Origin of the sequence: Saccharopolyspora sp. NPDC050389 (assembly GCF_040655595.1) — a bacterium.
In the GTDB taxonomy this organism is placed as follows: domain Bacteria; phylum Actinomycetota; class Actinomycetes; order Mycobacteriales; family Pseudonocardiaceae; genus Saccharopolyspora.
In genome coordinates, this window is the sequence record NZ_JBFAKG010000126.1 from 1 (window position 1) to 23,380 (window position 23,380).

Below are 23,380 nucleotides of genomic sequence, written 5' to 3' on the forward strand. Positions count from 1 at the left end.
GCCGGTTGCGTGGGTGGGCTAAGCGGCTGCGCCGCTTCAAAGACAAAACGCCCGCGTTACCACATCCGCACGTCACCACATCCAAAACAGCCTCTCTAGGCGGAGGGTTTTCCGCTCCGCTCCGGGCTTTCGGGTGCACGGCCGCTGAGCGCCTCATGGGCGGCGATGCGCAGATATTCCTGGAAGGCGGCCCCCGCGGCATGCGAAGGGGAACCTTCGGGAGGGGCTGCGACCATCATCGTGGTGGTGGGGCGCGACGAGATGGGAACCACCTGAACCGCGTCGGGTTTGAACCGAGATACCGACTCCGGAAGCACCGTGAATCCCAGGCCTCCGGCCACGAAGCCAAGCGCGGTCTCCTGGTGGACGACCCGGTGCGTCACCTTCGGGAACGGCAATGGGCCGCCGAAGATCAACTGGAGCTGGGCGACGAACCCGGGCATCTCGCGCGGCGGGAAGCTGATCATGGGTTCGCCGGCGAGTTCTTCGGGGGTCACCTCGGCGTACGACGCCAAGCGGTGATCCGAAGGCAGGCAGGCGACCAGCTGTTCGGTGTGGAGGTCGTGGAGTGGCAGGTCCATGCTCGCGTCCCCGCCGCGGACGACGCCGAGATCCAGGGTTCCGTCGTGCAGCTGGTCGAACTGCTCGCCGCTGGTCAGAGGGCTGAGCACGAGCTCGACGCCGGGGAGTTCCTGGCGAAAGCGCCGCACGGCCAAGGGCATGACGCTGTAGCTGGCCGAGCTGACGAATCCCACGGTCAGCTTCCCGGCGCGTCCCGCGCGCACTTCGTGCAGGTCCGTGACCGCGTCGTCCAAGGCGTCGAGGAGCCCGTCGAGTCGCGTGCGCAGCTCTTCGCCCGCTGGTGTGAGCCGCACTCGCCTCGTCGTGCGGTGGAACAGCTCGACACCGAGTTCGGCCTCCAGCTGGCGGATCTGGTGGCTCAGCGGGGGCTGGGAGATGTGCAGGCGTTCAGCCGCGCGGCCGAAGTGCAGCTCGTCGGCGACGACCATGAAGTACCGGAGGCGGCGTACGTCCACCAGGCGATTATAAAAGACTTGGGTATCAGTTCGCGACGAACAAGTATTGGACAGGTTTGAATGCCGCGGGTTCTGATGGTTCTGTCCAGCCCAATCCCACGAAACATCGGAGCTGTGTCGTGCCTCTACACCAGTCGCAGTACGCCGTCATCGGTGCCGGGCTGGCAGGTTCTGCCGCCGCGTGGCAGCTGGCCTCCCGGGGTCACGAGGTCACCTTGCTCGAGCAGGCGACTCCCGCCCACCACGGTGGAAGCTCCCACGGCTCGGCGCGCATCCTCCGCTACGCCTATCCCGAGCATCTCTACTCCCGGCTGATGTTGGCGGCGAAGCCGCTGTGGGACGAGGTCGAACGAAGCGCGGGCAGGAAGCTCATCACGCCGACCGGCGCCCTCGACTTCGGTGCGCAACGCCAACCCGAACACCTCGCGCAGATCCTCGGTGACCTCGGCATCGACCACGAGCTGCTGAGCGTCCGGCAAGCCACCGAGCGGTGGCCGCAGTTCCGTTTCGACACACCCGTCCTGTGGCACCCGGAAGCCGGCGTGATCAACGCGCAGGCCGCCGTGGAAGCGATGGTCGGCCTCGCCGTGGCGCAAGGAGCACGCCTGGAGACGGGCTGGCAGGTGGCAACGGCGACTCGGGAGGGGGCCGGCTACCGGCTGGTCTCGACCGGCGGTGACGTCGTGGACGCGGAACGAGTGGTGGTCTGCGCCGGCGGCTGGTTGCCCGATCTGCTGTCCAATCTGGCGCTCCCGCAGAGATTCCTGTCCGGGATGCCGCCGTTGGCGGTCCGCCAGGAACAGGCTTACCACTTCCCGTACCGAGATCGAGTTGCTGCCGGAGGCGGTTCGCCTGCTGCGCCATGGCCGACCTTCATCTACAAGAACGAGCGGATCCAGGCATATGGCTTGCCCGGCGGCGAGGACGCCGGTTTCCGCGGCCAGAAGGTCGCCGAGTTCAACGGCGGCAAGCTGCTGACGTCGGCCTCGCAACAGGACCAGGTCATCGATCCTGGCAACCGCCGACGAGTCACCTCCTACGTGCAGGAGAACATTCCCGGCCTGGAGGCAGAGCCCTACGCTGAGACCACGTGCCTCTTCACGAACACCCCCGACGAAAACTTCGTCCTCGACCGCGCCGACGGGGTCACCGTGGTGTCCCCCTGCTCCGGGCACGGGGCGAAGTTCGCGCCCCTGATCGGTCTCCTGGCCGCCGACCTGGCGAGCGCCGCAGACGCTTCGGAGGCCGCCATCGTGCCCCAGGAATTCCGCGTTGCGGCCAGGTCCGCCTGAGCTGCGCCGCCCGCCCCGAGCCACGAACGCGCCCGGATCCCACGACGAAGGAGTCTCCATGCCTGACCGGCTCAACGCAGTAACGTCGCTGCTCGGCGGCATCCACGATGTCGGCACCGACCCCGTTCGAGGCGGCTACTCGCGTCCCGTCTTCTCGAACGCCGAGCTCGACCTCCGGGCGTGGTTCACGTCGGAGGCCGCCGCGCGGGGGCTCGATGTCGAGACCGACCGCAACGGCATCATGTGGGCCTGGCTCGATGTCGCGTCGGGCGAGCGAACCGACGCGGTGGTCACGGGCAGCCATCTCGACTCGGTGCCGGGCGGCGGAGCCTTCGACGGCCCGCTGGGAGTCGCGTCCGCGCTCGCCGCGGTGGACCTGCTGCAGAGCCGAGGACACCGGCCACAGCGTCCCTTGGCCATCGCCGTCTTCCCGGAAGAGGAGGGTTCCCGGTTCGGATTGGCCTGCCTCGGCTCGGGAATCATGACCGGGAGCGTGGACGTGGCGCGGGCGCTCAACCTCAAGGACCAGGAGGGCAACACCCTGGCCGACGTCGCCGGTCGCAACGGCCTGGACCCGAGCCATCTGGGCCCGGATCGGGAGGCGATCGGCCGGATCGGGGCATTCGTCGAGCTGCACGTCGAGCAGGGGCGCGGCCTCGTCGACCTCGCGCGGCCCGTCGCGATCGGCTCGTCGATCATCGGTCACGGCCGGTGGCGGTTCACCGTCACCGGGCAAGGAAATCACGCGGGAACGACGCTGATGTCCGACCGGCGCGACCCCATGACCGTGGCGGCGCGCATCGTCCTGGCCGCCCAGAACGCAGCTCGCTCCACGCCGTCCGCCCGCGCAACGGTCGGGCGGATCGCGCCGGTTCCGGGCGGTACCAACGTCATCGCCTCCTCGGTGGACGTGTGGCTCGACGTGCGGCACCCCGACGACGACGTTGCCCGAGCGCTCGTGCAGAAGATCTCGGATGAAGCGCAAGGCGCGGCGACCCAGGAAGGCTGTTCTGTCACGATCCGGGAAGAGTCGTTCAGTCCGACGGCCCATTTCGACCAAGGCCTCCAGCGCCGCATCGCACAGGTGCTCCCGGATGCGCCAGTCCTGGACACGGGTGCCGGCCACGACGCTGGAGTGCTGGCGCCGTTCGTGCCGACAGCGATGCTCTTCGTCCGAAACCCCTCCGGCATCTCGCACTCCCCGGAGGAACACGCCGAGCCGGCCGACAGCGAAGCGGGCGCCGAAGCACTCGCGGACGTGCTGGCGGACCTGACGGTGCGACCAAGCTGCTAGATCGTGTTGCCGTGACGAAAGAAGTCGCGGCTCGTCCGGTATTGGCCGGGGCGGAGATGTCGGCCTGACCGCGCCGCACTCCGCACAGTGGCCGCGAGTGCTTCGGGGCCCGTGCCCACCAGACGTGCGCACGGGCCCCGGCCAGGCGGAACCGGGTCAGGCGTCGATCACCAGGTCCTCCAGGGGTTTGGCGCAGCAGAGGAGGATCTGGTGTTCCGCGCGGTCGCGTGGCCGGATTCCGCCGTTGTGCCGCATGTCCACCGATCCCTTGAGCAGCGTCGCCTTGCAGGTGCCGCACACGCCCTGCCCGCAGGACGACGGCAGGGTGAGGCCCGACCGCGCAGCGGCGTCGAGCACCGCGGTGTCGGCGGCGCACTCGATGGTCCGCCCGCTGCGGGTGAGCTCCACGCTGAACGCGTCGTCCACAGTGGATGATGTAGGGCTCGGGCCGCCCGACGGGGTGAAGCTTTCCTGGTGGTAGCGGGCCATGGGAAAGCCGGCCTCGGCGAGCATCAGCCGCACGGCGTCCAGGTAGCCCGCCGGGCCGCAGGCGAACGCCTCGCGGTCGAGGAAGTCCGGCGCGAGCTCCCGCAGCATGTCGATCGTCAGGCGGCCGCGGTGGCCGTCCCACCGCTCGGTCGGCCCGTCGTCCTCGCAGACGTGGCTGACCCGGATCCGCGGCGAGGCGGCCCCGATCAGCGCCAACTCTTGCCGGAAGATGATGTCCTCCGGCGTGCGGGCGCTGTGCACGAAGGCCACGTCGGCGGGGCACGCGAGGTCGTGCAGCGTCCGGGTCATCGACATCAGGGGCGTCACGCCGCTGCCGCCGGAGAGGAACAGGTACTTGGCCGCCGGATGCCGCACCATCGAGAACTCGCCGAACGGCCCCCGCGCCGGGAGCACCGCGCCGGGCACCAGGTGATCGTGCAGCCAGTTCGAGACCGGCCCGCCGGGCACCCGCTTAACGGTGATCGCGGCGAGGTGCGGACGCGAAGGCGGGGAGGAGATCGTGTAGCACCGCTCGACGTCCCGCCCGTCGATCTCGACCGCGATCGCGAGGTGCTGGCCCGGGTCGTGGCGGAACAGCCGGGGCCGCTCGGGTTCGAGGACGAACGTCTTGACGTCGCCGGTGATCTGCTGGACCTGCTTGCAGATCAGTCGCTGGTCCACCGCGTCGTCCCAGTCGCGGTCGCCGACCCAGGACCGGAAGGTGCGCATGCCGTTCACCGCCCCAGGTGCGTGCGGAGGCGGGTGGTATACCAGTTGCAGAAGGCCTCGACCTGGTACTCGCTCGGGGCGTACGGGCCCGGCTCGTACGCGGGGCTGCCGACGCCGCGCTGCGCGCGTGCGACGAGGTGCGCGTCCTGTTCGTTGGTGGCCGTCCAGACGCCGGTCAGCGCGTCCGGGTCGTAGTCCACGCCCGCCACAGCGTCCGGGTGGACCAGCCACGTGGTGCGCAGCAGCGTCCGGTCCGGGGCGATCGGCAGCACCGCGAAGGTGATCGCGTGGTCACCGACGACGTGGAACCAGGAGTTCGGTTGCAGGTGCAGCGACAGGTGTCCGAGGCGGGGTGTCGGCAAGTCGCCCAGCAGGCGTCGGCACGCGGCCCTGCCGTCCGCGGTGAAGGATTCGCCGGCGAGGTCGAGGGGATCGCGCTGGATCCGGAACCCGGTGGCGCGGGTGTCCAGCTCCTCGACCAGCTCGTGCGGGAGCCCGAGGCGCCGACAGGTCTGGCGCAGCTCGGCGTCGACGCTCAGGTAGCGCTCGTGCGCCGGGCGAAGCCGGGGCGGGAGGTTCTCCTCGGTGTAGCCGTAGGTGGGGAAGAAGGAGCGCAGCAACTCGGGATGCCCGTCGCAGTGGTAGCACTCCCGGTTGTTCTCCATCACGAGCTTCCAGTTGCCCTCCTCGACGACGTCGACCTGCGCCGCGACCTTGGCGCCGCGCAGGCGGTGCGGCAGCAGATAAGGCTCGATGCGCGCCGCCACTTCGGCGAAGTCGCCCGGCGGCTGCTCGGCGAGGCAGACGAAGACGAGCCCGGCGACGCTGCGGACGTGCACCGGCTTGAGCCCGAAGCAGCTGGGGTCGAAGCCGCTCGGCTGGGACGGCGCGTGCAGCAGCGTGCCGTCCGTGCCGTAGGTCCACTTGTGGTAGCCGCAGACGATGTTGCCGACCGAGCCGCGGTCGTCCGCCAGGATCCGCGCGCCGCGGTGCCGGCAGACGTTGTGGAACGACCGGAGATTCCCGTCGTCGTCGCGCACGACGATGATCGAGTACGGCCCGAGCGCCGCGCTCACGTAGTCGCCCGGCTCGGGCAGTTCGGCGTCTGCGGCCACGAAGATCCAGTGCTCGGCGAAGATCGCCGCGATGTCGAGGTCGAAGAACTCCGGGCTGGTGTAGAACGGGGCCTCCAGGCTGCGGCCGACGGCCCGGCGGGCGACCAGGTCCGCCGGTGCCGCCGCGATGTCTCCCAGTGCGGTCATTCGCGTTCTCCTCTCCGCTCGGCCGGTCACATCCGCGCGCGGCACTCCCCGCGAATTCCGTTCGGTTTCAAGGGGAAGGGGCCGCACCGCCGAGGACCGGCACACCGCAAGCGTGGGGCCGGGAGCGTCGCCGGACAATCAAACGTTCATGCAGGCGATCGTGCAAACTGATTGCATGATTGACAGTCGGCTTCGGGTGCTCCAGCTCGTCGCCAAGCACGGCACCGTAACCGCGGCGGCGCAGGCGCTGCACTACACGCCCTCGGCGGTCTCGTACCAGCTCCGCCAGCTGTCGGCGGAGCTCGGGGTGGAGCTGGTGGTGCCGCAGGGCCGCCGGATCCGGCTGACCTCGGCCGCCCGCGCGCTGCTGCACCACGCGGAGCTGCTCTTCGCGCAGTGGGAGCGGGCGCAGGCGGACCTGGCCGTGCTCGCCGACGAACCCGGCGGATCGTTCACCCTGTGCGGTTTCTCCACCGCCGCAACGCATCTCCTGCCACCGGCCGCCGCCGAGCTGCGCGACGCCTTCCCGAACCTGAGCGTGCGGCTGATCGAGGCCGAGCCGACGCGCTGCTTCGACCTGCTGCTCGCCGGCGACGCCGACCTGGCGCTGGTCATCGTCACGGCCGACACCCCGCCGCTGTCCGACGCGCGCTTCGACCAGCTACCGCTCCTCGACGATCCGCTGGACCTGGTCACGCCCGCCGGGCATCCGCTGGCCGACCGCGCGGCCGTGGCGCTCGCCGACGCGGCGGGCGAGTCGTGGATCGTGGGCCGACCGGGCAGCACCTACCACCAGCTGGTGATCACGGCCTGCATGGCGGCGGGCTTCAGCCCGGACGTCGCGCACTACGCCGACGAATGGGACACCGGAGCGGCGCTGGTCGCGCAGGGGTTCGGCATCATCCTCGTGCCCCGGCTGGCGCGGCTTCACGGTGACTGGCCGGTGGCGCGCATCCGGTTGCGCGGGGAGCCGGCCCCGGCCCGCCGGATCCTCGCCGTCACCCGCCGCGGCGGCCGGGCCAACCCCACGATCGCCCGCACGCTCGAAGCGATCACCAGGACCGCGGCCGGGATCCTGCCAGCCGCCCCGGCCGACGCGGACCTGCCGCGGTAACGACCGGGCGTGATCCACAGTGGACTGTTCGAGGTCTCGACCCGCGGTGGCACGAGGATTTCGCGGCGGACTTCAGGCAAGTCGGCCCGCGCCGCCGCGGCTTCGTCTTGGTCATCGGCGCTGGCGGCTCTCTGAACGTGTGGTCGACTGCGCTTGGGATGCCACGAACTCCAGGTGCAGGCCGCTAGCGGGTCATCGCGGGTTCCTGCACCAGTGGTTCCGGCAGGCGATCGGCGTGGATGACGTGCAGGTTGCTGACGGCTCGGGTCAGAGCGACGTAGAGGCGCTGCAGGCCGCGGTGTTCCGCTTGGGCGATGCGGGCCGGTTCGACGACCAGGACGGTGTCGAATTCGAGTCCCTTGGCGAGGGTGACCGGCGTGAGGGTGAGGCGCTCCGCCTCCATGCTTGTTTCGTTGGTGCCGAGAACGATGTGCGGCAACCCGCTGTTGGAGAGGGCTTGACGGAGCTCGGGGATGTCGTTGTCGGCCGCGATGAGTCCGACCGACCCTTCTCCGGCCAGCGCGGTGGTACATGCCGTGATGGTTGCCGCGATCGTCTCCTCGGGCGTGGTTCGGGTGATGCGGAGGGCGTCGGCGGATTTGCGGAACGATGTCGGGCCGCTCAATGCTGGGGCGATGTGTGGCAGGAGGCGGGCGGCGTAGTCGATGACCTGCGCCGGTACGCGGTAGCCGCGGGTCAGTTCCTCGATCTCGCCGTCCGGTCGGCCGAGGTGGGTGAGGACTGCGGTCCAGGCGTGGACGGCGGAGGGGCTGGTGGCCTGTGCCAGGTCGCCGAGGACGGTGCAAGAGATCGCCACGCGGCGGGCGATCGCCCGGATCTGCATCGGGCTGAGGTCTTGCGCTTCATCGACTACGACGTGGCCGAGCTTCACGGGGCGCTCGATCAGCGCTGCGGCCTCGTCCAGGAGGGCCAGGTCGAGGCTGGTCCAGGTCATCGACTTCACGCTGCGCGGGCGAGGGTTGAGCAGCAACGCGTGCTGCTCGTCGGCGGAGAGAGTTCCGTCCGCGGCACGAGCCAGGTGGGCTGGGTCGGTGAGGAGATCGAAGACCAGGCGGGCGGGATCGACCGTCGGCCACATCTGCCGGACGGCGCGGCCGATCATCTTGTTGCGACGGAGCTGATTCAGTGTGGTGGCACCTGAACTCCCGGACTGCTCCATCTTGCGGAGCACGAGATGTGCCAGCCGCTGAGCCAACAGCTCGCGACCAGCGCCGTAGTCGATCCTGCGGCTGAGCGCGGCGTCGAGTTCCTCGGCGAGTTCCTCGGGGGACAGGCGCCACGTGCGGTGTTGGTGCTTGACCTCCAGCGTCTCCCCGGGCGGTTGGATCAGTGACCACAGGTGGCGCCGGATGACCTCGGCCATCCGGGCATCGCCCTTGACCCGTGCCGCCTGCGGATCGTCGGCGCGCTCGACGGCGATACCCGAACCGGTGAGCTCGTCGATGGTGGTCTGCGAGGCCTCCACCTCGCCGAGGGCCGGCAGGACGTTGCGGATGTAGGAGAGGAAGGAATGGTTGGGGCCGATGACGGCAACCCCGCCGGCCTTCCGCAGCCGTTCCCGCTCGGCGTAGAGCAGGTACGCCAAGCGGTGGAGCCCCACCGCGGTCTTTCCCGTGCCGGGTGCGCCCTGGATGCAGAACGTGCGCTCCAGCGGAGCGCGCACCAGGCTCATCTGTTCGGGCTGGATCGTGGCCACGATGTCGCGCATCGGGCCCTTGCGGGGCCGCTCGATCTCCGCTGCCAACAGGCCGCTCCCACTGCCGGACGCGACCTGACGGTCAATCGGTTCGTCTTCGTAAGCGGTCAGCACACCGCGGTGATCGAAGCCGTACCGGCGGCGAACCCGAACCCCCATCGGATCCTGGTGGCCGGCCTCGTAGAAAGCACGCGCCAGCTGGGCCCGCCAGTCGATGACCATGGGCTCGCCGTCTTCTTCGCGGACACCACGGCGTCCGATGTAGACGCGATCGCTGTCCGGCGTGTGAGTGGGCGAATCCTTCTCGCGGACTTTGCCGGTGCCGCTGTCGTAGACCTCTCCCGGCGGGTAGTCCAGGCGCCCGAAGAACAACGGCGCGCCGTCGAGGCCGGACAGGTCCTTGAGCACCTGGATGCGGAACTGGCGCAACGCGTGGTTGAAGTACTTGTCCACGACGGCATCGCCCTCGCCTGCGCCGGTGGCCAGCATCGTGTTGACCTCCTCGCGCATGCGGGCCAGCGTTTCGCGGCAGGCGTCCAGGTAGTCGCGTTCGGCGCGAATCTCGGGCTCGACAGGGTCCTGGGCGGTCTGGTGCACGGTCATGGCAGGCCTCGCATCGGAACGTAGAAAACGCAACCTGGTTAATAATACAACCGAGGAAATTTGTTAACTAAGTTGGGTTCAACGATCCCTTGTCCGCATTGCGCCTATTGAACGGAGTGGTGGTTCTTGCGCTACCGCGATCACGAGCCGCGCCTCCGGATGTCCGGCGCGAGCAAAGTGAGGCCAGAGCGTTCTTCCGGCGTGGCCACGAGAAGCGGCTCGATGCCTTCGGGCCTGCGACGACGTTCCTGGGTGTGGCACGCCCATCTACGCCGCTCCGGCGCCCTTCGTCTCCCGCAGCGTTAGAGAGATCCGCAGCGGGCCAGCCCACGGAGCGCACGCGCCCTGGCAACGGGGTTCGGTGCGCTCTCGGTCAGCTCGATCGCGAACAGGAACTGCGGCCTGGCGTCCGTGTCGCGGCCCGCCGCCAGGTAAGCACCGCCGAGGTGGTTGCGGATCTCGATCGTGGTCTCGACCGCGTCGGCGTCGACGGCGTCAGCGCGGCGAGATGCCGGGTGATCGCGCCGTCGGTGGACCGGCTGGAGTGGGCACTGTGCTGCCAACTCAGTGCTGGCCGGCTGGTTCGCCGTGGTTCTGCCACGGTCGGGCGAGCGTGATCAGCGCTGCCGCAGCGATGAGGACGAAACCCAGCACCACGACGGCCATCGACATGGCCGTGGTGCTGCCCAAGACGCCAGGTAGAGGTGCGGCTGCGGCGCTGAGCACGAACTGGGCGCCGCCGAGCAGACCGGAAGCGGCTCCGGGGGCATCGCTACCGACCGCGAGGATGATGGTGGTCGACGCGGGCAGCACAACGCCGAACCCGAACGTCACGCCGAACAGGCAGGCCCATGTGGCTGGGAACGTGCTGATGCCAACGGCGAGCAGGGCCACCAGCGTGATCGCGGAGCTCGCCGTGATGACCACGCCGATGGCGAGCAGGGAGTTGAGGCGTAGGCGCCCGGCCAGTCGTCCGAATGCCACACCGGCCATTACGGTGCCGATGGCGTTCGTGGCGAAGACGAGGCTGTAACCGGCGGGCGACAAGCCGTAAATGCTTTGGAAGACGAAGGGTGAACCGCTGATGTAGGCGAACAGGGCGCCCAGCCCACAACCCATGACGAGCAGGTAACCGATCAGTTCGCGTCGCCGAAGCAATCCGCCCATCGCCTTGAGCACAGCCCGCAGACCGCCGGCCTGGCGCTGCTCGAAGGGGAGCGATTCGGGAACCCGCGCCCAGACTGCGGTCGACAACAACAGCCCGGTCACGGCGAGCGCCACGAACACCAGACGCCACGAGCCGATGCCGAGAATGAGGCCTCCGGCGACCGGCGCCAGAACCGGTGCGGTCATCGCGATCACGCTCAGCGTTGAGAGCTGGCGAGCTGCGTGGGTGCCGGTGAACCGGTCGCTGATGACTGCCCGACCGATGACGAGCCCCGCGCTGCCGGCGATTCCCTGCAGCAGCCGGGCGACGTTGAACACGGCGATGGACGGGGCGAGCGCGCAGACCAGGGACAACACGGTGAACATGCCCGAACCGGCCAGGAGCAAGCGCCGTCGCCCCATCGCGTCGCTGACCGGGCCGAGCACGACCTGGCCGACGGCGAGCCCGATGAGACAGGCCGTCAGGGAGAGTTGGACGGCCGTTCCCGAGGTTTCGAACGAGGCGACGATCTGGGGGAAGCCGGGCGCGTACATGTCGGTGGCGAACGGCGATACCGCCGAGAGTCCGCCGAGGGTGATGATGAGTCGTCCCGTTCCGGTGCGAGGGGTTGCGGAATCGACACTGACGTTCATCGGTCTCCATCCGAGGATGTCTGCTTGAGGATGCCTGAATTATAAGGTAAGGCTATCCTTTGTTTCGCCCTTTGGTTCCTCGGGGCTGGTCTGCAACCGCGGGCGACGACCCGATTCGCGGATTCCTGGCGCCAGGTGCCGGGGAGTGACTAGGCTGAACCACTTCGAACTGTGCCGGTTTGCTCTGGGGCTTAGCGTTTCCGCCGATGGTTGTCTCTTGTGGACAGATGGGGGCAACAGGGGGAAGCTGAACACTGTCTGTTGGGGAGTCTTGCTCGTTCGCAGATTCCGTCGACGGTTGACTTTCTAGACCATTGTGGACAGACCGGTGCTGTTTCCTGTCTCATGGCGCGGCTCGCCGATTTCGTTGTCGGCTTGCGACATTGGTACGCGTGTACTGGTCTGATGCCGTGATCGTCCGTTGCTCTGATCGGGGCAACTTCGCTGCGTTGGTGTGACCTGCATCTCTAAATGTCAATCTATTAAGTTAGCCTAGCCTTTGCTAGCGTTCCGGCTGTCGCCCTGCCCGTCCTGGTCGTTGAGCTGAGGAGAAACGTGGCTGTCGACACCCTGGTCGAGTCCGTCGCCGAGTCGGTTTTCGAGTGCGTGGGCAACACGCCCGCAGTCGCGCTCAACCGGTTGTTCCCCGAACCTGATGTCGAGGTGATCGCAAAGCTTGAGCTGATGAATCCCGGCGGGAGCATGAAGGACCGCTCCGCGAGGCACATCATCCAATGTGGACTGCGGGAAGGCTCCATCCGCCCGGGAAGTCACCTGGTGGAGAGCAGTTCCGGCAACTTCGGGATCGCGCTGGCCATCGCCGCGCGCATCCACGGCCTGCGGTTCACCTGCGTGTTGGATCCGAAGGCCGCCACTGCGAACGTCGCGATCCTGCGGCACCTGGGTGCCGAGGTCGACGTGGTGAGCGAGCCGGACGAGATGGGCGGCTACCTGCACACCCGCATCCGCCGGGTGCGGGAGATCGTGGCGAGCTCGCCGGGGGCGATCTGGATCAACCAGTACGCCAACGACCGCAACTGGCAGGCGCACTACCACGGCACCGGTGCCGAGCTCACCCGGCAACTGGCCCGCCCGCCGTCGTACCTGTTCGGCGCGGTCAGCACAACCGGCAGCCTGCTCGGCTGCTCCCGGCGGCTGCGGGAGAACTTCCCCGGCCTGCGGGTGGTCGCCGTCGACGCGATGGGTTCGGTGATCTTCGGCGGGGCGCCCGGGCGGCGCGACGTCCCGGGGATCGGCGCCAGCCGGGTGCCGGAGCTGCTGGCCCGCGACGAGATCGACGACGTGGTGCACGTCGACGACTTCGAAACGGCGGTGGGCTGCCGGGACCTGCTGGCTGCCGAGGGCATCTTCGCGGGCGGGTCCACCGGGGCGGTGGTCGCGGCGATCCGGCGCGCGCTGCCCCGGCTGCCGCGCCCCTGCCGGGTGGTCGCGGTGTTCCCGGACCGCGGCGACCGCTACCTCGACCTGATCTACGACGACGACTGGTTCGCCGCCGCCAGGCAGCGCTGCACGAATTGACGACGAGGAGAGCTGGTGTCCACTGAGGAATCCCCGAAGATGCTCTACCTGAGCCGCAGCGACATCGCCGCGGTCGGTGGGGCCGAAGCAGAGCTGTACGTGCAAGCATTGCGCGCCGGGCTGATCGCGCACGCGGAAGGCAAGACGGTGCAGCCGCTCAAACCGTACCTGCGCGTCGCGGGCAAGGAGGGGCACATCGCGGACCGGATCATCGCGATGCCCGCGCACGTCGGCGAGCCCGGGTTGTCCGGGATCAAGTGGATCGGCAGCAAGCACGACAACCCGCTCCGGCGTGGCCGGGAACGAGCCAGCGCGGTGATCGTGCTCAACGACCCGGAGAGCAACTACCCGGTGGCGGTGCTGGAAGGCAGCATGATCAGCGCCTGGCGGACCGCCGGGGTGACCTGCCTGGCGGCCCGGCACCTGGCGCGCAGCGGCTTCACCGACGTGGCGCTGGTCGGCTGCGGCGTGATCGGTCGCACCCAGATCGCCGCGCTGCTGCAGCAGTTCGGGCACATCGAGACGGTCCACCTCTACGACCAGCAGCCGGCTGCGGCGCACGCGCTCGCCGAGCAGATCAGCGGTGACCACCCGGCGGTCAAGGCGCGGGTCGCCGACACCGCCGAAGACGCCGTGCGCGCCGGCGACCTGGTCGTGCCGTGCACGGTCACCAGCCGGCCCTACATCCCGTTCAGCTGGATCAAACGCGGTGCGCTGGTTTGCAACGTGTCCATCATGGACGTTCAGCGGGACGTCTTCCTCAACGCCGACAAGGTCGTGGTGGACGACTGGGAGCAGAGCAACCGGGAGAAGAAGATCATCAACCAGCTGGTGCTGGAGGGTTCGTTCTCCCGCGAACAGCTGCACGCCGAGCTCGGCGAGATCCTCGCCGGCACCAGGCCCGGGCGCACCGATGACGAGGAGATCATCCTGCTCAACCCGATGGGCATGGCGGTCGAGGACATCGCCTGCGCCGGCGCGGTGTACGAGCGGGCGAAGAGCCGGGGTTTCGGGACCTGGCTGGACCTGTACTGATGGCAGTGGAATCGGCCGAGCTGGTGATGCGGGACCTCGTCGACGTGCTGCTGCAGGAGGATCTGGTCGGTTTCGGCACCCGTGCCGAAACCGACCGGCCCGCGGAGCTTGCTTCTGAACCGCTGGCAGCCGGCGAGCAGTGGTGCCAGGTGAAACTGGCATCCGGGTGGGTGTGCTGCCGGGTGCGGCCCGGCGGCGCACTGCAGCGCTACCGGTACGCCCGCGGCCCGGTGTGGTTCGGCGGCGCGGAGGTGCGGGAGTTGCGGCCGGAGGAACTGCTCGTGCTGGTGTGCGGCGAGTTGGCCGGCGCCGCCCAGGTGCACGACGACATGCGGGCAGCGGTGGAGCACGCAGACGTGCTGCTCCGGCAGCGAGCCGATCTCGACCTGACGCCGCGGGACGGCCGGTTGCTGGCGGGGGAGCGGTTGGCGGCGACGCGCAACCGTCCGTTCCACCCCACCGCACGGGCCGCCGCGGGCTGGAACGGAGACGAGGTGGCCCGGTACGGGCCGATGCGCGCCGAACCGCTGGGCTTGGACTGGGTGGCAGTGCGCCGGGATCGGCTCCGCTACGGCGGTGACCCCGATTCGCAGCGGCTGCCCGCTCTGGTCCTCGACCGGGCCGGGCAAGAGTCACTCGCCGACGCGCAGCGGTCCACCGGGGCCGTCGACGACGCGTACCTGGCGATTCCGGTTCACCCGTGGCAGTTCGACCACGTTCTGCCGGTGCAATTCGCCGACGAACTGGCCGCCCGGTCGGTGATCCCGCTGGTGCGCGGCCTCGGTCGATTCCACCCGACCTCCTCGATCCGCACCCTGACCACGGAGCCGGAGACCCGGCACCACGTCAAGCTTCCGCTCGGGGTCGCGACGCTCGGCGCGACCAGGTTGCTGCCTCCGCGCTACCTGGCAAACGCCGAGCGGGCGCAGGAGAGCATGCGCGACCTCGTCGACCGGGATCCCGTGCTGCGTCGCAGGGTTGCGTTGTGCGACGAGCGGATCTGGTGCGGTTGGCACGACCCCGCTGATGAGTTCGGCGACCGGCCCGGCCGGCTCGCCGCCCAGGTGCGGGCCTACCCCGAGTTGGACGGGCTGGTGCTGCCGATGGCCGCGTTGGCGGCCCACGAGTGGGACGTGCTGACACCGGCGATTTCGGACCGGTTCGACCCGGTCGACTTCTTCGGGGAGTTGGCGCGGTCGTTCTGCGAGTTCGGCTTCGGTTTCCTGCACTGCGGGGTCCTGCCGGAGCTGCACGGTCAGAACGTCGTGGTGCAACTCCGGGACGGGCGGGTGGACCGGTTCGTGCTCCGCGACCACGACACGTTGCGGTTGTACCCGGAGTGGATGGCGAGGGCCGGGGCGCGGGACCCGGAGTACGTGATCAAGCCCGGAGCTCCGCAGTCCCTTCGGCTGGACTCCGCCGAAGCGCTGGTCGGGTACCTCCAGACGCTCGGGTTCCAGGTGAACCTCTACGGCATCGCGGATGCGTTGTGCCGCCATTTCGGCCTGGCCGAAGGCGTGTTGTGGGCGCAGCTGCGCGATGCGGTGCACGAGTGCCTCGAACCGCTGCCGCGTGCGGTCGCCGAGGTCCTGCGTTCCCGGCTGCTGCACGCCGAAACGTGGCCGAGCCGCGCGGTGCTGGGGCCGCTTCTGCGGCAGGGCCGGTCCAGCGGTGTGAGCATGCCCGCCGGAGTCGGTGCCGTCCCGAATCCGTTCGCCGGGGCGGTGTGTTGATGCGATCGTCCGCCCGGACGTTCGCCGTCCTCTGCCTGGGGCAGTTCGCGGCGACTGCGGGACTGACCATCGTGGTGCCGCTACTGCCCTTCTACCTGGCTCGCCTGGGCACCCCGGAACCCGAAATCCCTTGGTGGACGGCGATTTCGCTGGCCGCCCCGGCGGTGGTGCAGCTGATCAGCGGGCCGCTGTGGGGTTGGGTCGGCGACCGCTTCGGACGCAAGGCGATGGTGGTGCGCGCGCACGCCGGGCTGGGCTTGGCCATCGCGCTCATGGCGCTGGCAAGCACTCCAGGCGAGTTCCTGGCGTGCCGGCTGCTGCAGGGCGCATGCGGCGGCGTGGTCAGCGCGACTGCCGCGTACGCGAACGCCGTGGCAGCGACCAACCGCCGCGGCCGTGCGCTCGGTGCTTTGTTCGGTGCCACTGCGGCGGGATCACTGCTTGGACCGCTGGTGGGCGGACTGCTCGCCGGACAACTCGGGTTCGGCCCGTTGTTCGCGGGGGTGGCCGGGATGCTCGCGCTGTCCAGCGTGCTCGCCACCGTCCTGCTGACCGAGCCACCGGGCCACACCCCGCAACGGCAATCCGCGCGGGTGGTGGCCGGGATTTTGTTGCGAGCGCGGGAAAGCCGTTCGATGCTGCTGGCCGGGCTTGCCGCCCAGGCCGCGATCTACGCGCTGGTTGTGGTGTTCGCGCCGCACGTCGAGCGGCTGACCGGTTCGATGGCCGCCGCGACCACGTGGGTCGGCGTGTTGCAGGCCGTGACCTGGCTGGCGTCCTGCGCTGGAAGCCCGTGGTGGGGGCGCCGCAACGACGTCCGACCCGCGCAACTGGGTTTCGCCGCGGCTGCTGCGGGTTGCGGGCTCGCGGTGGCACTTCAAGCGGTGGCAAGCGTGGAAATGCTGGTACCGCTGCGGGTGGTCCAGGGCTTCTGCTTCGCCGCGCTCGTGCAGTCGGTGCTGCACGTGACCGCCCGCCAGGCCCCGGAGCGGTGGTGCGGCACCGCCTTCGGCTTCAGCACCGGGGTGCTCGACCTCGGCCAGGTGCTCGGACCGCTCGCGGGCGCGGCCCTGGCGGTGCTACTGCCGCCCGCGGCGTTGTTCCTCCTGATCGGCGCGCTGCTCGGCGTTGCTGCGTTGCTGGCCGTGGCCGGCCGACCGAAATCCGACTCGGACTCCGTCCTACTGGATGAGACTCGGGAAAAGGTGTTGCGGTGAACGAAGTTCTGGCACGAGCTGCGGCGCGACAGCGCCTGCTCAACGCTCTGGTGCGGGAAATCGGCGGTGAGGTGAGCGGCGAGGCGTTGCGAGTTCCCCTGCGCACAGCGGACGGCGTGCTGCGGGCCGAGGTTCGGTACCGCTCCGAGTCCGGCCACCACGCCTACGGACCGGTGTTCCGGGAACTCGCCGATGGCAGCCGGATTCCGGTCGACGACGAGGCGTTCGTGCCGTTGATCGCCGGTGAGCTCGCCGAGCACGGTGTTGAGACGCCACCCGGCGCGGCGGGGGAGTTCTGCCGCCAGGTCGCCAACAGCGTCGCGAGGACGGCGCGCTACCTGGCGCGCGATCGCCGTCCCGGCCCGGTCTCCCCGGCCGACGTCACCCGGGACGCCGAGCAGTCGCTGCTGGTGGGGCACCCTTTCCACCCGACGCCGAAGAGCGCGGAGGGTTTCAGCGACGACGAACTCGCGCGTTACGCCCCGGAACTCGGTGCGTCCTTCCAGCTGCACCACCTGGCGGTGGCACCTGATCTGCTGCTGGAGGACCGGGTGGCCGACGGGCCCTGGATCCCGGACGGGGTCGAGGAGAAGGCCCGCGCAGAGTTGCGCGCCGACCAGTCCGATTACGAACTGCTCCCGGTGCACCCGTGGCAGATGGCCTATCTCCAGCGGCAGCCGAACGTCGCGGAGCTGGTGGACGCGGGGCGGATCGTGCCCCTCGGCCCGCTGGGGGAGGAGGTGTACGCGACGTCGTCGGTGCGCACGGTGTGCGATCCGGGTTTCGAAACGGTTTGGAAGCTCCCGCTTCACGTGCGCATCACCAACTTCGTCCGCAACAACCCGGTCGAGCACCTGCACCGCGCCGCCGACGCCGGCCGGTTGGTCTGCGACGCCGCGAACCGGTGGCGGCACGACGGGTTCGAGGTGCTGCCGGAGACCGGCTACCGAACCATCGATCCCGGGGTAGTCGGCGACCTGGCCGCGGATTTCGCGGTGCTGTTCCGGCGAAACTCGTTCACCGGCTCCGGGACCGCCCCGCAGGTGCTCGCCGCGCTCCTGGAAGACCGGCTCGACGGGCGCGCACCAGCGCTGGTCGACCTCGTGGCGCAGGCGGGCCCGCTGTCGCCCGAGCACGTCGCAGACTGGCTCCGGCAGTACCTGCGGATCTCCCTGGGGCCGCTGCTCGCCGTGTTCACCGACCACGGCATCAGCTTCGAGGCGCACGTGCAGAACACCCTGGTGCACGTCGAGGACGGCTGGCCCCGGTGGTTCTTCGTGCGCGACATGGAAGGCACCAGCGCCAGCCGCGACCGCGTCCGGCCCGGGACCGTGCCGCCGGAGAGCCCGGTGCTCTACGACGACGCCGAAGCGTGGATGCGGCTGCGCTACCACTTCGTCACCAACCACCTCGGCCATCTGGTGGCGGTACTAGGCCGGTTCACCCCGGCGGGCGAGCGGCAGCTGTGGTCGGTGGTGCGGGACTTCCTGCGCCGGTGCCCCGGCCGCTACGCCGCGGAACTGCTGGAAGCGCCGGTGCTGCCGGCCAAGGCGAATCTGCTCAGCCGGTTCGCCGAGCGCGGCGAACGCCCGCTCTTCGTCGACGTCCCCAACCCGATCGCGAGGTGAACCGATGACCGCGGAGCTGGTGCAGGCGGCGCTGACCGCGCCGAGCTTTCAGAACGTGCGGCGCAGGGTTTTCCGCCAGCTGGTGGAGTCCCTGGTGTACGAGGATGCGTTGAAGACCCGGCAGGACGGCGACGAGCACTTCGTCGACGGCGTGGACACCGCCGGTGCGGAGGTCCGCTACTCGTTCCGCGCGGTGCGCCGGTTCGGTTTCGGGCGGGTCGGTCTCACCTCACCGGTGTGGCGCGGTGATCGCGAGGCGGAGTCGGTCGTGCTGTTCCTGGCCGAAGTGCGCGACTCGCTGGACGCCGACGCCGAATACCTCACCGGCTTCGCGCGCGAGCTGGAAGAAACCCTTTTCAAGGATGCGCTGTCGGAACACGTCCGCAACGAGCGGCGAACAGATCTGTCCACTGCGGACTACGACACGCTGGAGTCGGCCATCACCGATGGCCACCGCTACCACCCGACGTACAAGTCGCGGCTCGGGTTCGACGCAGCGGACAACATCGCCTTCGGTCCGGAGTTCGCCAATCCGGTGCGCCCGCTGTGGCTGGCCGCGCACCGCGGCATCACCGAGGTCAGCGCGTCCGCGTCGGCCGACGAGTGGTACGTGACCGACCAGCTCGGCCCGGCGGCAGCGGAGTTCCACCGCCGCATCGAGGAGTCCGGACACGATCCAGGCGACTACGTGCTGGTTCCGGTGCACCCGTGGCAGTGGCGGGAGCGGATCGCCCGGGCATTCGCCGACCAGCTCAGCCGCGGCGAGCTGATCCCGCTCGGCACCGATCCGCACGACTTCGGCGCGCAGCAGTCGATCCGCACCCTGGCCTGCTGGGACGATCCGCAGCGGCCCTACCTGAAGCTGTCGATGTCCATCGTGAACACCTCGACGAGCCGTGGGCTGGCCGCGCACACCGTGCGCAACGCGCCGCGCATCACCGATTGGCTGAGGGATGTCGTCGCCGGTGACGACTTCCTGCGTGACGAGTCGCGCCCGATCCTGCTCGGCGAAGAGCTCGGCGTGGCGGTGACCCCGGAATCCGGGCTGCTGCAGGCGGACACCTACGGAACCTTGGCCTGCATCTGGCGGGAGAGCTTGCATCGGCACCTCGAGCCGGGGGAGCGCGCAGTGCCCTTCACCGGGCTGACCGCGTGCCAAGTCGACGGCACGCCGCTGATCGACGAGTGGGTGCGCGAGCTCGGCGTCGAGGAATGGGTGCGGCGGATGGCGCGGGTGAGCGTCCTGCCGCTGGTGCACCTGCTGTGCCGGCACGGCATCGCGCTGGAGTCCCACGCGCAGAACATGGTGCTGGTGCACGAGAACGGCGTGCCCACTCGGGTGGCGCTGAAGGACTTCCACGACGGCGTGCGGTTCTCCCGCGACCACCTCGCCGACCGGCAGCGGTGTCCGGAGCTGGCCGGAACACCGGCGCACCACCAGAACCGCAACTCGTTCGTCGAGACCGACGAGCTGCGCCTGGTCACCGACTTCCTGCTCGATGCGTTCTTCTTCGTCAACCTCGGCGAACTCGCCATCTTCCTCGCGGATCGCTGCGAGCTCGCCGAGCGGCGGTTCTGGGAGCTGGTGCGCGACGAGATCCGCGCCTACCAGCAGCGGTTCGGCGAACTGGCCGACCGTTTCGCGCTGTTCGACGTGTTCACCCCGACGATCGAGGTGGAGAAGCTGACCACCCGCCGACTGCTGCCCGACACCGAGCTCCGGCTGCACACCGTGCCGAACCCGCTCGCGGAGGTGGACCAGTGCTGAAGCACAACACCGTCAAGGAGCGGCTCGCCGGGAGCGACGAGAGCTACGGGCTGTTCTGCTCGATCCCGTCGCCGACGCTGGTGGAGATGATCGGCTGCGCCGGGTACGACTTCGTCATCCTGGACACCGAGCACACCCTGGTCGATCCGCAGCAGCTGGAGAATCTCATCCGCGCCGCCGAATCCGTCGACCTGGTGGCCTTCGTCCGCGTCCCGGAGGCCGATCCGGGCGCGATCCTGCGCGCGCTCGACGCGGGAGCGTTGGGCGTGGTCGTGCCGCACGTGCGGACCAGAGCCGACATCGAAGCGGCGATCCGGGCTGCGCGCTACGCACCGGAGGGCATGCGCAGCCTCAACGGCGGACGGGTGCCCGGTTTCGGGCGCATCGAGCTGACCGAGTACATCCGCCGCGCCAACGAGGAGATCATGGTCGTCGCGATGATCGAAGACGCCGAAGGCGTCGACGAGCTGCCCACGATCCTGGCCGGCGGGGGAGTTGATCTGGTGTTGGAAGGAGCCGCCGACCTGTCCCAGTCCTACGGCGTGCCGTGGCAAACCCGGCACCCGAAGGTCCGCGACGCGCTCGATCGCGTGCACGCCGAGTGCAAGGCGCACGGAGTGCCGTTCTGCGCGATTCCGCGGACCGGCGAGGATCACGAGCAGTGGCAAGCCGCCGGTGTGCGCACCTTCGTGCTCGGCGAAGAACGCGGCCTGGCCGCCCGTGCGCTGCGCGCGCACCTCGATCAGCACCGGCGGAACCATGACTGACCAACTGGCGAAACTCGTGCAGGACCGGGCCGGTGGCGAACCGGTGTGCCTGTTCGCCTACGACCTGGACCAGCTCACCGAACACGTCCGCACCGTGGTGGGATCGCTGCCGCCGCGGTGCCGGATGTTCTACGCGATGAAGGCGAACAGCGCCGATCGGCTGTTGCGCGCCCTGGCGCCGCTGGTCGCCGGGTTCGAGGTCGCTTCAGGTGGGGAACTGACCAAGGCGCGGGCGATCGGAGCGGAGATCCCGGTGATCTTCGGCGGGCCGGCCAAAACACCGTCGGAGATCGAGCAGGCGCTGCTCCAGGGCGTCACCCGCCTGCACGCGGAAAGCGTGCTGGAACTGCACCGGATCTCCGAAGCAGCGACCCGGCTCGGGCGGATCGCGGACGTGCTGCTGCGGGTCAACCTCGCCGGCCCGTTCCCGAGCACGACGCTGGCGATGGCCGGACGCCCCACCCAGTTCGGGCTTTCCGAACAGGTCCTGCCCGATGCGATCACCGCGGCACAGACCCTTCCAGGGGTGCGGTTGGCCGGCTTCCACCTGCATTCGCTGTCCAACAACCTTTCCGCGCCGGCACATCTGGAACTCCTGGAGCACTACCGGAGCACGGTGTCCAGGTGGGAGCGGGAGTTCGGCCTGCGTTGCGAGGTGCTCAACGTCGGCGGCGGGATCGGGGTGAACTACGCCGACCTGGACGACCAGTTCGACTGGCCGCACTTCGCCCGAGGGCTGCCCGCCGTGCTCGCCGGATTCCCGGACCACCTGCGGGAGATCGACTTCGAATGCGGCCGGTACCTGGTCGCCGAGTTCGGCCGGTACGCGGTCGAAGTGCTCGACGTGAAGCGCAACCACGGCGTGGACTACGCGCTGGTGCGCGGCGGCACCCACCACTTCCGGCTCCCGGTCTCATGGCAGCACAGCCACCCGTTCACCGTGTTACCGGTGGAGCAGTGGACGTCGAGCGCACCGCGCCCGGAGCTGCGCGACACCCGGGTCACCGTGGTCGGCGAGCTGTGCACTCCCAAGGACGTGCTCGCCCGCGACGTGCCGGTGGCGCGGGTGCGGGTCGGTGACGTGCTGGTGTTCAGCCACGCCGGAGCGTACGGCTGGGAGATCTCGCACCACGACTTCCTCAGCCACCCGCACCCGGAACACGTCTTCCACGGCGACATCGCCTGACAGGTCGACGATTCGAACGCGAGCTCGTCGTGGCGACCGGCCACGACGGGACCATGCCTATCGGGAGGCCTGCTGTCAGCTGATGCCGAGCAGGCGTGCGTGCAGGCTGCGAACCTCGTCGGCCAGCTCCGGATCCGGCCCGGCCACCGGGACGTTCGGCGCGATCGCGTTGATCGGCAGCGCGGCGACCTCGCCGGCCTGGATGCCCCATTCGCGGTGCCATGCGGTCAGCTGCTCGGTGCTCGTCGCGTAGACGATGCGCCCGAGGCCGACCCAGGCATGGGCGGCGCTGCACATCGGGCAGTGCTCGCCGGAGGTGTAGACGGTGCTCTCGCGACGGTCGGCGGGAGAGAGGTTCGCGGTTGCCCAGCGAGCGATCTCGAACTCCGGGTGCCGGGTGGCGTCGCCGTCCTTGACCCGGTTGCGATCCTCGAAGCGGACCGCGCCTCGGGCGTCGACGAGCACGGAACCGAACGGCTCGTCCCCGGCCTCCAGCGCCTCGCGGGCGAGGTCGACGCAGCGCCGCAGGTGCGCGTGGTCCTGCGCCGTGATGGCCTGATTTCCCTCCGCTTCATGCATCAGCCCACCGTAGCACGGTTTGGTATACCAACGTCTCGGCCGCGGGTCACCGGCGGCGACGGTCTGGCACTCGACGGGCGCGCTGGTTCGCTGCGAGGCGGCCGCCGGTTTCGCCTGCTGTGGTAGTCCGACCTGCTCTTCTCCGGTGGCGCGTGGACGCCTTGGTATTCGCGGTGGGGCAGTGTTGAGCAAGCAAAACCAATTTACCTGCCTGTCACATTTCACCCAGATGTGTAAGGGAATCCGCGCGCGTCGTTTCGGCTGGAGCTGTGGCCGCGCGATGCGGCCTGCGGTGTTGCTGGCCGGAACCACCCGGGCCGAGGTGGCTGAGAATGCGGCGTCCAAGGGTGGTCTCGCGCGGATTTCCAACCGTGTTGAGGCCGTATCTCGCAGGTTGGGACTGCCCATTTGTTGCACTCTCGAATCGCATTGGTTGGTATACCGTCGTGCTCGTTCGTGATTCAGAAGAGGCGGATGAGCATGCGGTTTGTTCCTAAGCTTGTTGTTTAACCTCGGGTGCTGGTGTTGCGGCCCCGGTTGATCATGGATGAAGCCCTTGGTTGATCCTTCCTCTTGCGACAGATGGAAGAT

The 23,380-nt window shown here is 69.3% G+C and carries 17 protein-coding genes; 11 read left to right on the top strand and 6 right to left on the bottom strand.

Translation table 11 applies throughout. The annotated features are described in order from the left end of the window. Positions 1 to 95: 95 nt before the first annotated feature. Positions 96 to 1,037 carry a LysR substrate-binding domain-containing protein gene (locus AB0I53_RS44595; RefSeq protein WP_358615906.1) on the bottom strand — a complete coding sequence of 314 codons (942 nt, stop codon included), beginning with the start codon at positions 1,035 to 1,037 and terminating at the stop codon, positions 96 to 98. Between the two features lie 119 nt (positions 1,038 to 1,156). Here AB0I53_RS44595 and AB0I53_RS44600 point away from each other — a divergent pair, with 119 nt between their 5' ends. Beyond that, the gene (locus AB0I53_RS44600) at positions 1,157 to 2,329 is read left to right on the top strand and encodes an FAD-dependent oxidoreductase (RefSeq protein ID WP_358615908.1); all 1,173 of its coding nucleotides are present in this window, start codon (positions 1,157 to 1,159) and stop codon (positions 2,327 to 2,329) included. Between the two features lie 58 nt (positions 2,330 to 2,387). Beyond that, positions 2,388 to 3,623, top strand: coding sequence for an allantoate amidohydrolase (locus tag AB0I53_RS44605; protein ID WP_358615911.1), 1,236 nt, complete (start codon positions 2,388 to 2,390; stop codon positions 3,621 to 3,623). 156 nt (positions 3,624 to 3,779) lie between these two features. Here AB0I53_RS44605 and AB0I53_RS44610 read toward each other — a convergent pair whose 3' ends face one another. Next, positions 3,780 to 4,841 (bottom strand): hybrid-cluster NAD(P)-dependent oxidoreductase, encoded by a 1,062-nt coding sequence (locus AB0I53_RS44610; RefSeq protein ID WP_358615914.1) that lies wholly within the window; start codon positions 4,839 to 4,841, stop codon positions 3,780 to 3,782. A gap of 5 nt (positions 4,842 to 4,846) precedes the next feature. Further along, positions 4,847 to 6,103 carry an aromatic ring-hydroxylating dioxygenase subunit alpha gene (locus AB0I53_RS44615; protein WP_358615917.1) on the bottom strand — a complete coding sequence of 419 codons (1,257 nt, stop codon included), beginning with the start codon at positions 6,101 to 6,103 and terminating at the stop codon, positions 4,847 to 4,849. A gap of 175 nt (positions 6,104 to 6,278) precedes the next feature. Between AB0I53_RS44615 and AB0I53_RS44620 the strand changes: the two genes are divergently transcribed. Continuing rightward, positions 6,279 to 7,217 carry a LysR substrate-binding domain-containing protein gene (locus tag AB0I53_RS44620; RefSeq protein WP_358615919.1) on the top strand — a complete coding sequence of 313 codons (939 nt, stop codon included), beginning with the start codon at positions 6,279 to 6,281 and terminating at the stop codon, positions 7,215 to 7,217. 184 nt (positions 7,218 to 7,401) lie between these two features. On the opposite strand, the gene AB0I53_RS44625 is transcribed toward AB0I53_RS44620, so the two are convergent. Together AB0I53_RS44625 and AB0I53_RS44630 are read right to left on the bottom strand one after the other, a co-directional pair. Further along, positions 7,402 to 9,537: an ATP-binding domain-containing protein gene (locus tag AB0I53_RS44625; protein WP_358615922.1), complete on the bottom strand. Its 2,136-nt coding sequence runs from the start codon at positions 9,535 to 9,537 to the stop codon at positions 7,402 to 7,404. 564 nt (positions 9,538 to 10,101) lie between these two features. Further along, positions 10,102 to 11,337, bottom strand: a complete 1,236-nt coding sequence (locus AB0I53_RS44630; protein ID WP_358615924.1) for a multidrug effflux MFS transporter — start codon at positions 11,335 to 11,337, stop codon at positions 10,102 to 10,104. A gap of 555 nt (positions 11,338 to 11,892) precedes the next feature. Here AB0I53_RS44630 and sbnA point away from each other — a divergent pair. From sbnA to AB0I53_RS44670, 8 genes are read left to right on the top strand one after another with little or no spacing between them, the layout of a single operon-like run. Then, positions 11,893 to 12,876, top strand: a complete 984-nt coding sequence (sbnA, locus tag AB0I53_RS44635) for a 2,3-diaminopropionate biosynthesis protein SbnA (RefSeq protein ID WP_358615927.1) — start codon at positions 11,893 to 11,895, stop codon at positions 12,874 to 12,876. A 15-nt stretch (positions 12,877 to 12,891) separates the two neighbouring features. Then, entirely contained in the window at positions 12,892 to 13,911 is a 1,020-nt protein-coding gene (gene sbnB / locus AB0I53_RS44640; RefSeq protein ID WP_358615929.1) for a 2,3-diaminopropionate biosynthesis protein SbnB, read from the top strand. Next, positions 13,911 to 15,644: an IucA/IucC family protein gene (locus tag AB0I53_RS44645; protein ID WP_358615931.1), complete on the top strand. Its 1,734-nt coding sequence runs from the start codon at positions 13,911 to 13,913 to the stop codon at positions 15,642 to 15,644. Before sbnB ends, AB0I53_RS44645 begins: the two co-directional genes overlap by 1 nt. Then, positions 15,644 to 16,861 carry an MFS transporter gene (locus AB0I53_RS44650; protein WP_358615934.1) on the top strand — a complete coding sequence of 406 codons (1,218 nt, stop codon included), beginning with the start codon at positions 15,644 to 15,646 and terminating at the stop codon, positions 16,859 to 16,861. Before AB0I53_RS44645 ends, AB0I53_RS44650 begins: the two co-directional genes overlap by 1 nt. Beyond that, positions 16,858 to 18,489 carry an IucA/IucC family protein gene (locus tag AB0I53_RS44655; protein ID WP_358615937.1) on the top strand — a complete coding sequence of 544 codons (1,632 nt, stop codon included), beginning with the start codon at positions 16,858 to 16,860 and terminating at the stop codon, positions 18,487 to 18,489. The genes AB0I53_RS44650 and AB0I53_RS44655 overlap by 4 nt, the downstream gene beginning before the upstream one ends. A 4-nt stretch (positions 18,490 to 18,493) precedes the next feature. Next, positions 18,494 to 20,257, top strand: coding sequence for an IucA/IucC family protein (locus AB0I53_RS44660; protein ID WP_358615940.1), 1,764 nt, complete (start codon positions 18,494 to 18,496; stop codon positions 20,255 to 20,257). Beyond that, entirely contained in the window at positions 20,251 to 21,024 is a 774-nt protein-coding gene (locus AB0I53_RS44665; RefSeq protein WP_358615943.1) for an aldolase/citrate lyase family protein, read from the top strand. The genes AB0I53_RS44660 and AB0I53_RS44665 overlap by 7 nt, the downstream gene beginning before the upstream one ends. Then, entirely contained in the window at positions 21,017 to 22,210 is a 1,194-nt protein-coding gene (locus AB0I53_RS44670) for a type III PLP-dependent enzyme (protein WP_358615945.1), read from the top strand. The genes AB0I53_RS44665 and AB0I53_RS44670 overlap by 8 nt, the downstream gene beginning before the upstream one ends. Positions 22,211 to 22,285: 75 nt before the next feature. Here the strand turns inward: AB0I53_RS44670 and AB0I53_RS44675 are convergent, their stop codons facing one another. Beyond that, a complete protein-coding gene (locus AB0I53_RS44675; protein WP_358615946.1) occupies positions 22,286 to 22,789 on the bottom strand; it encodes a nucleoside deaminase in 504 nt (167 codons plus the stop codon). Between the last annotated feature and the right edge of the window lie 591 nt (positions 22,790 to 23,380).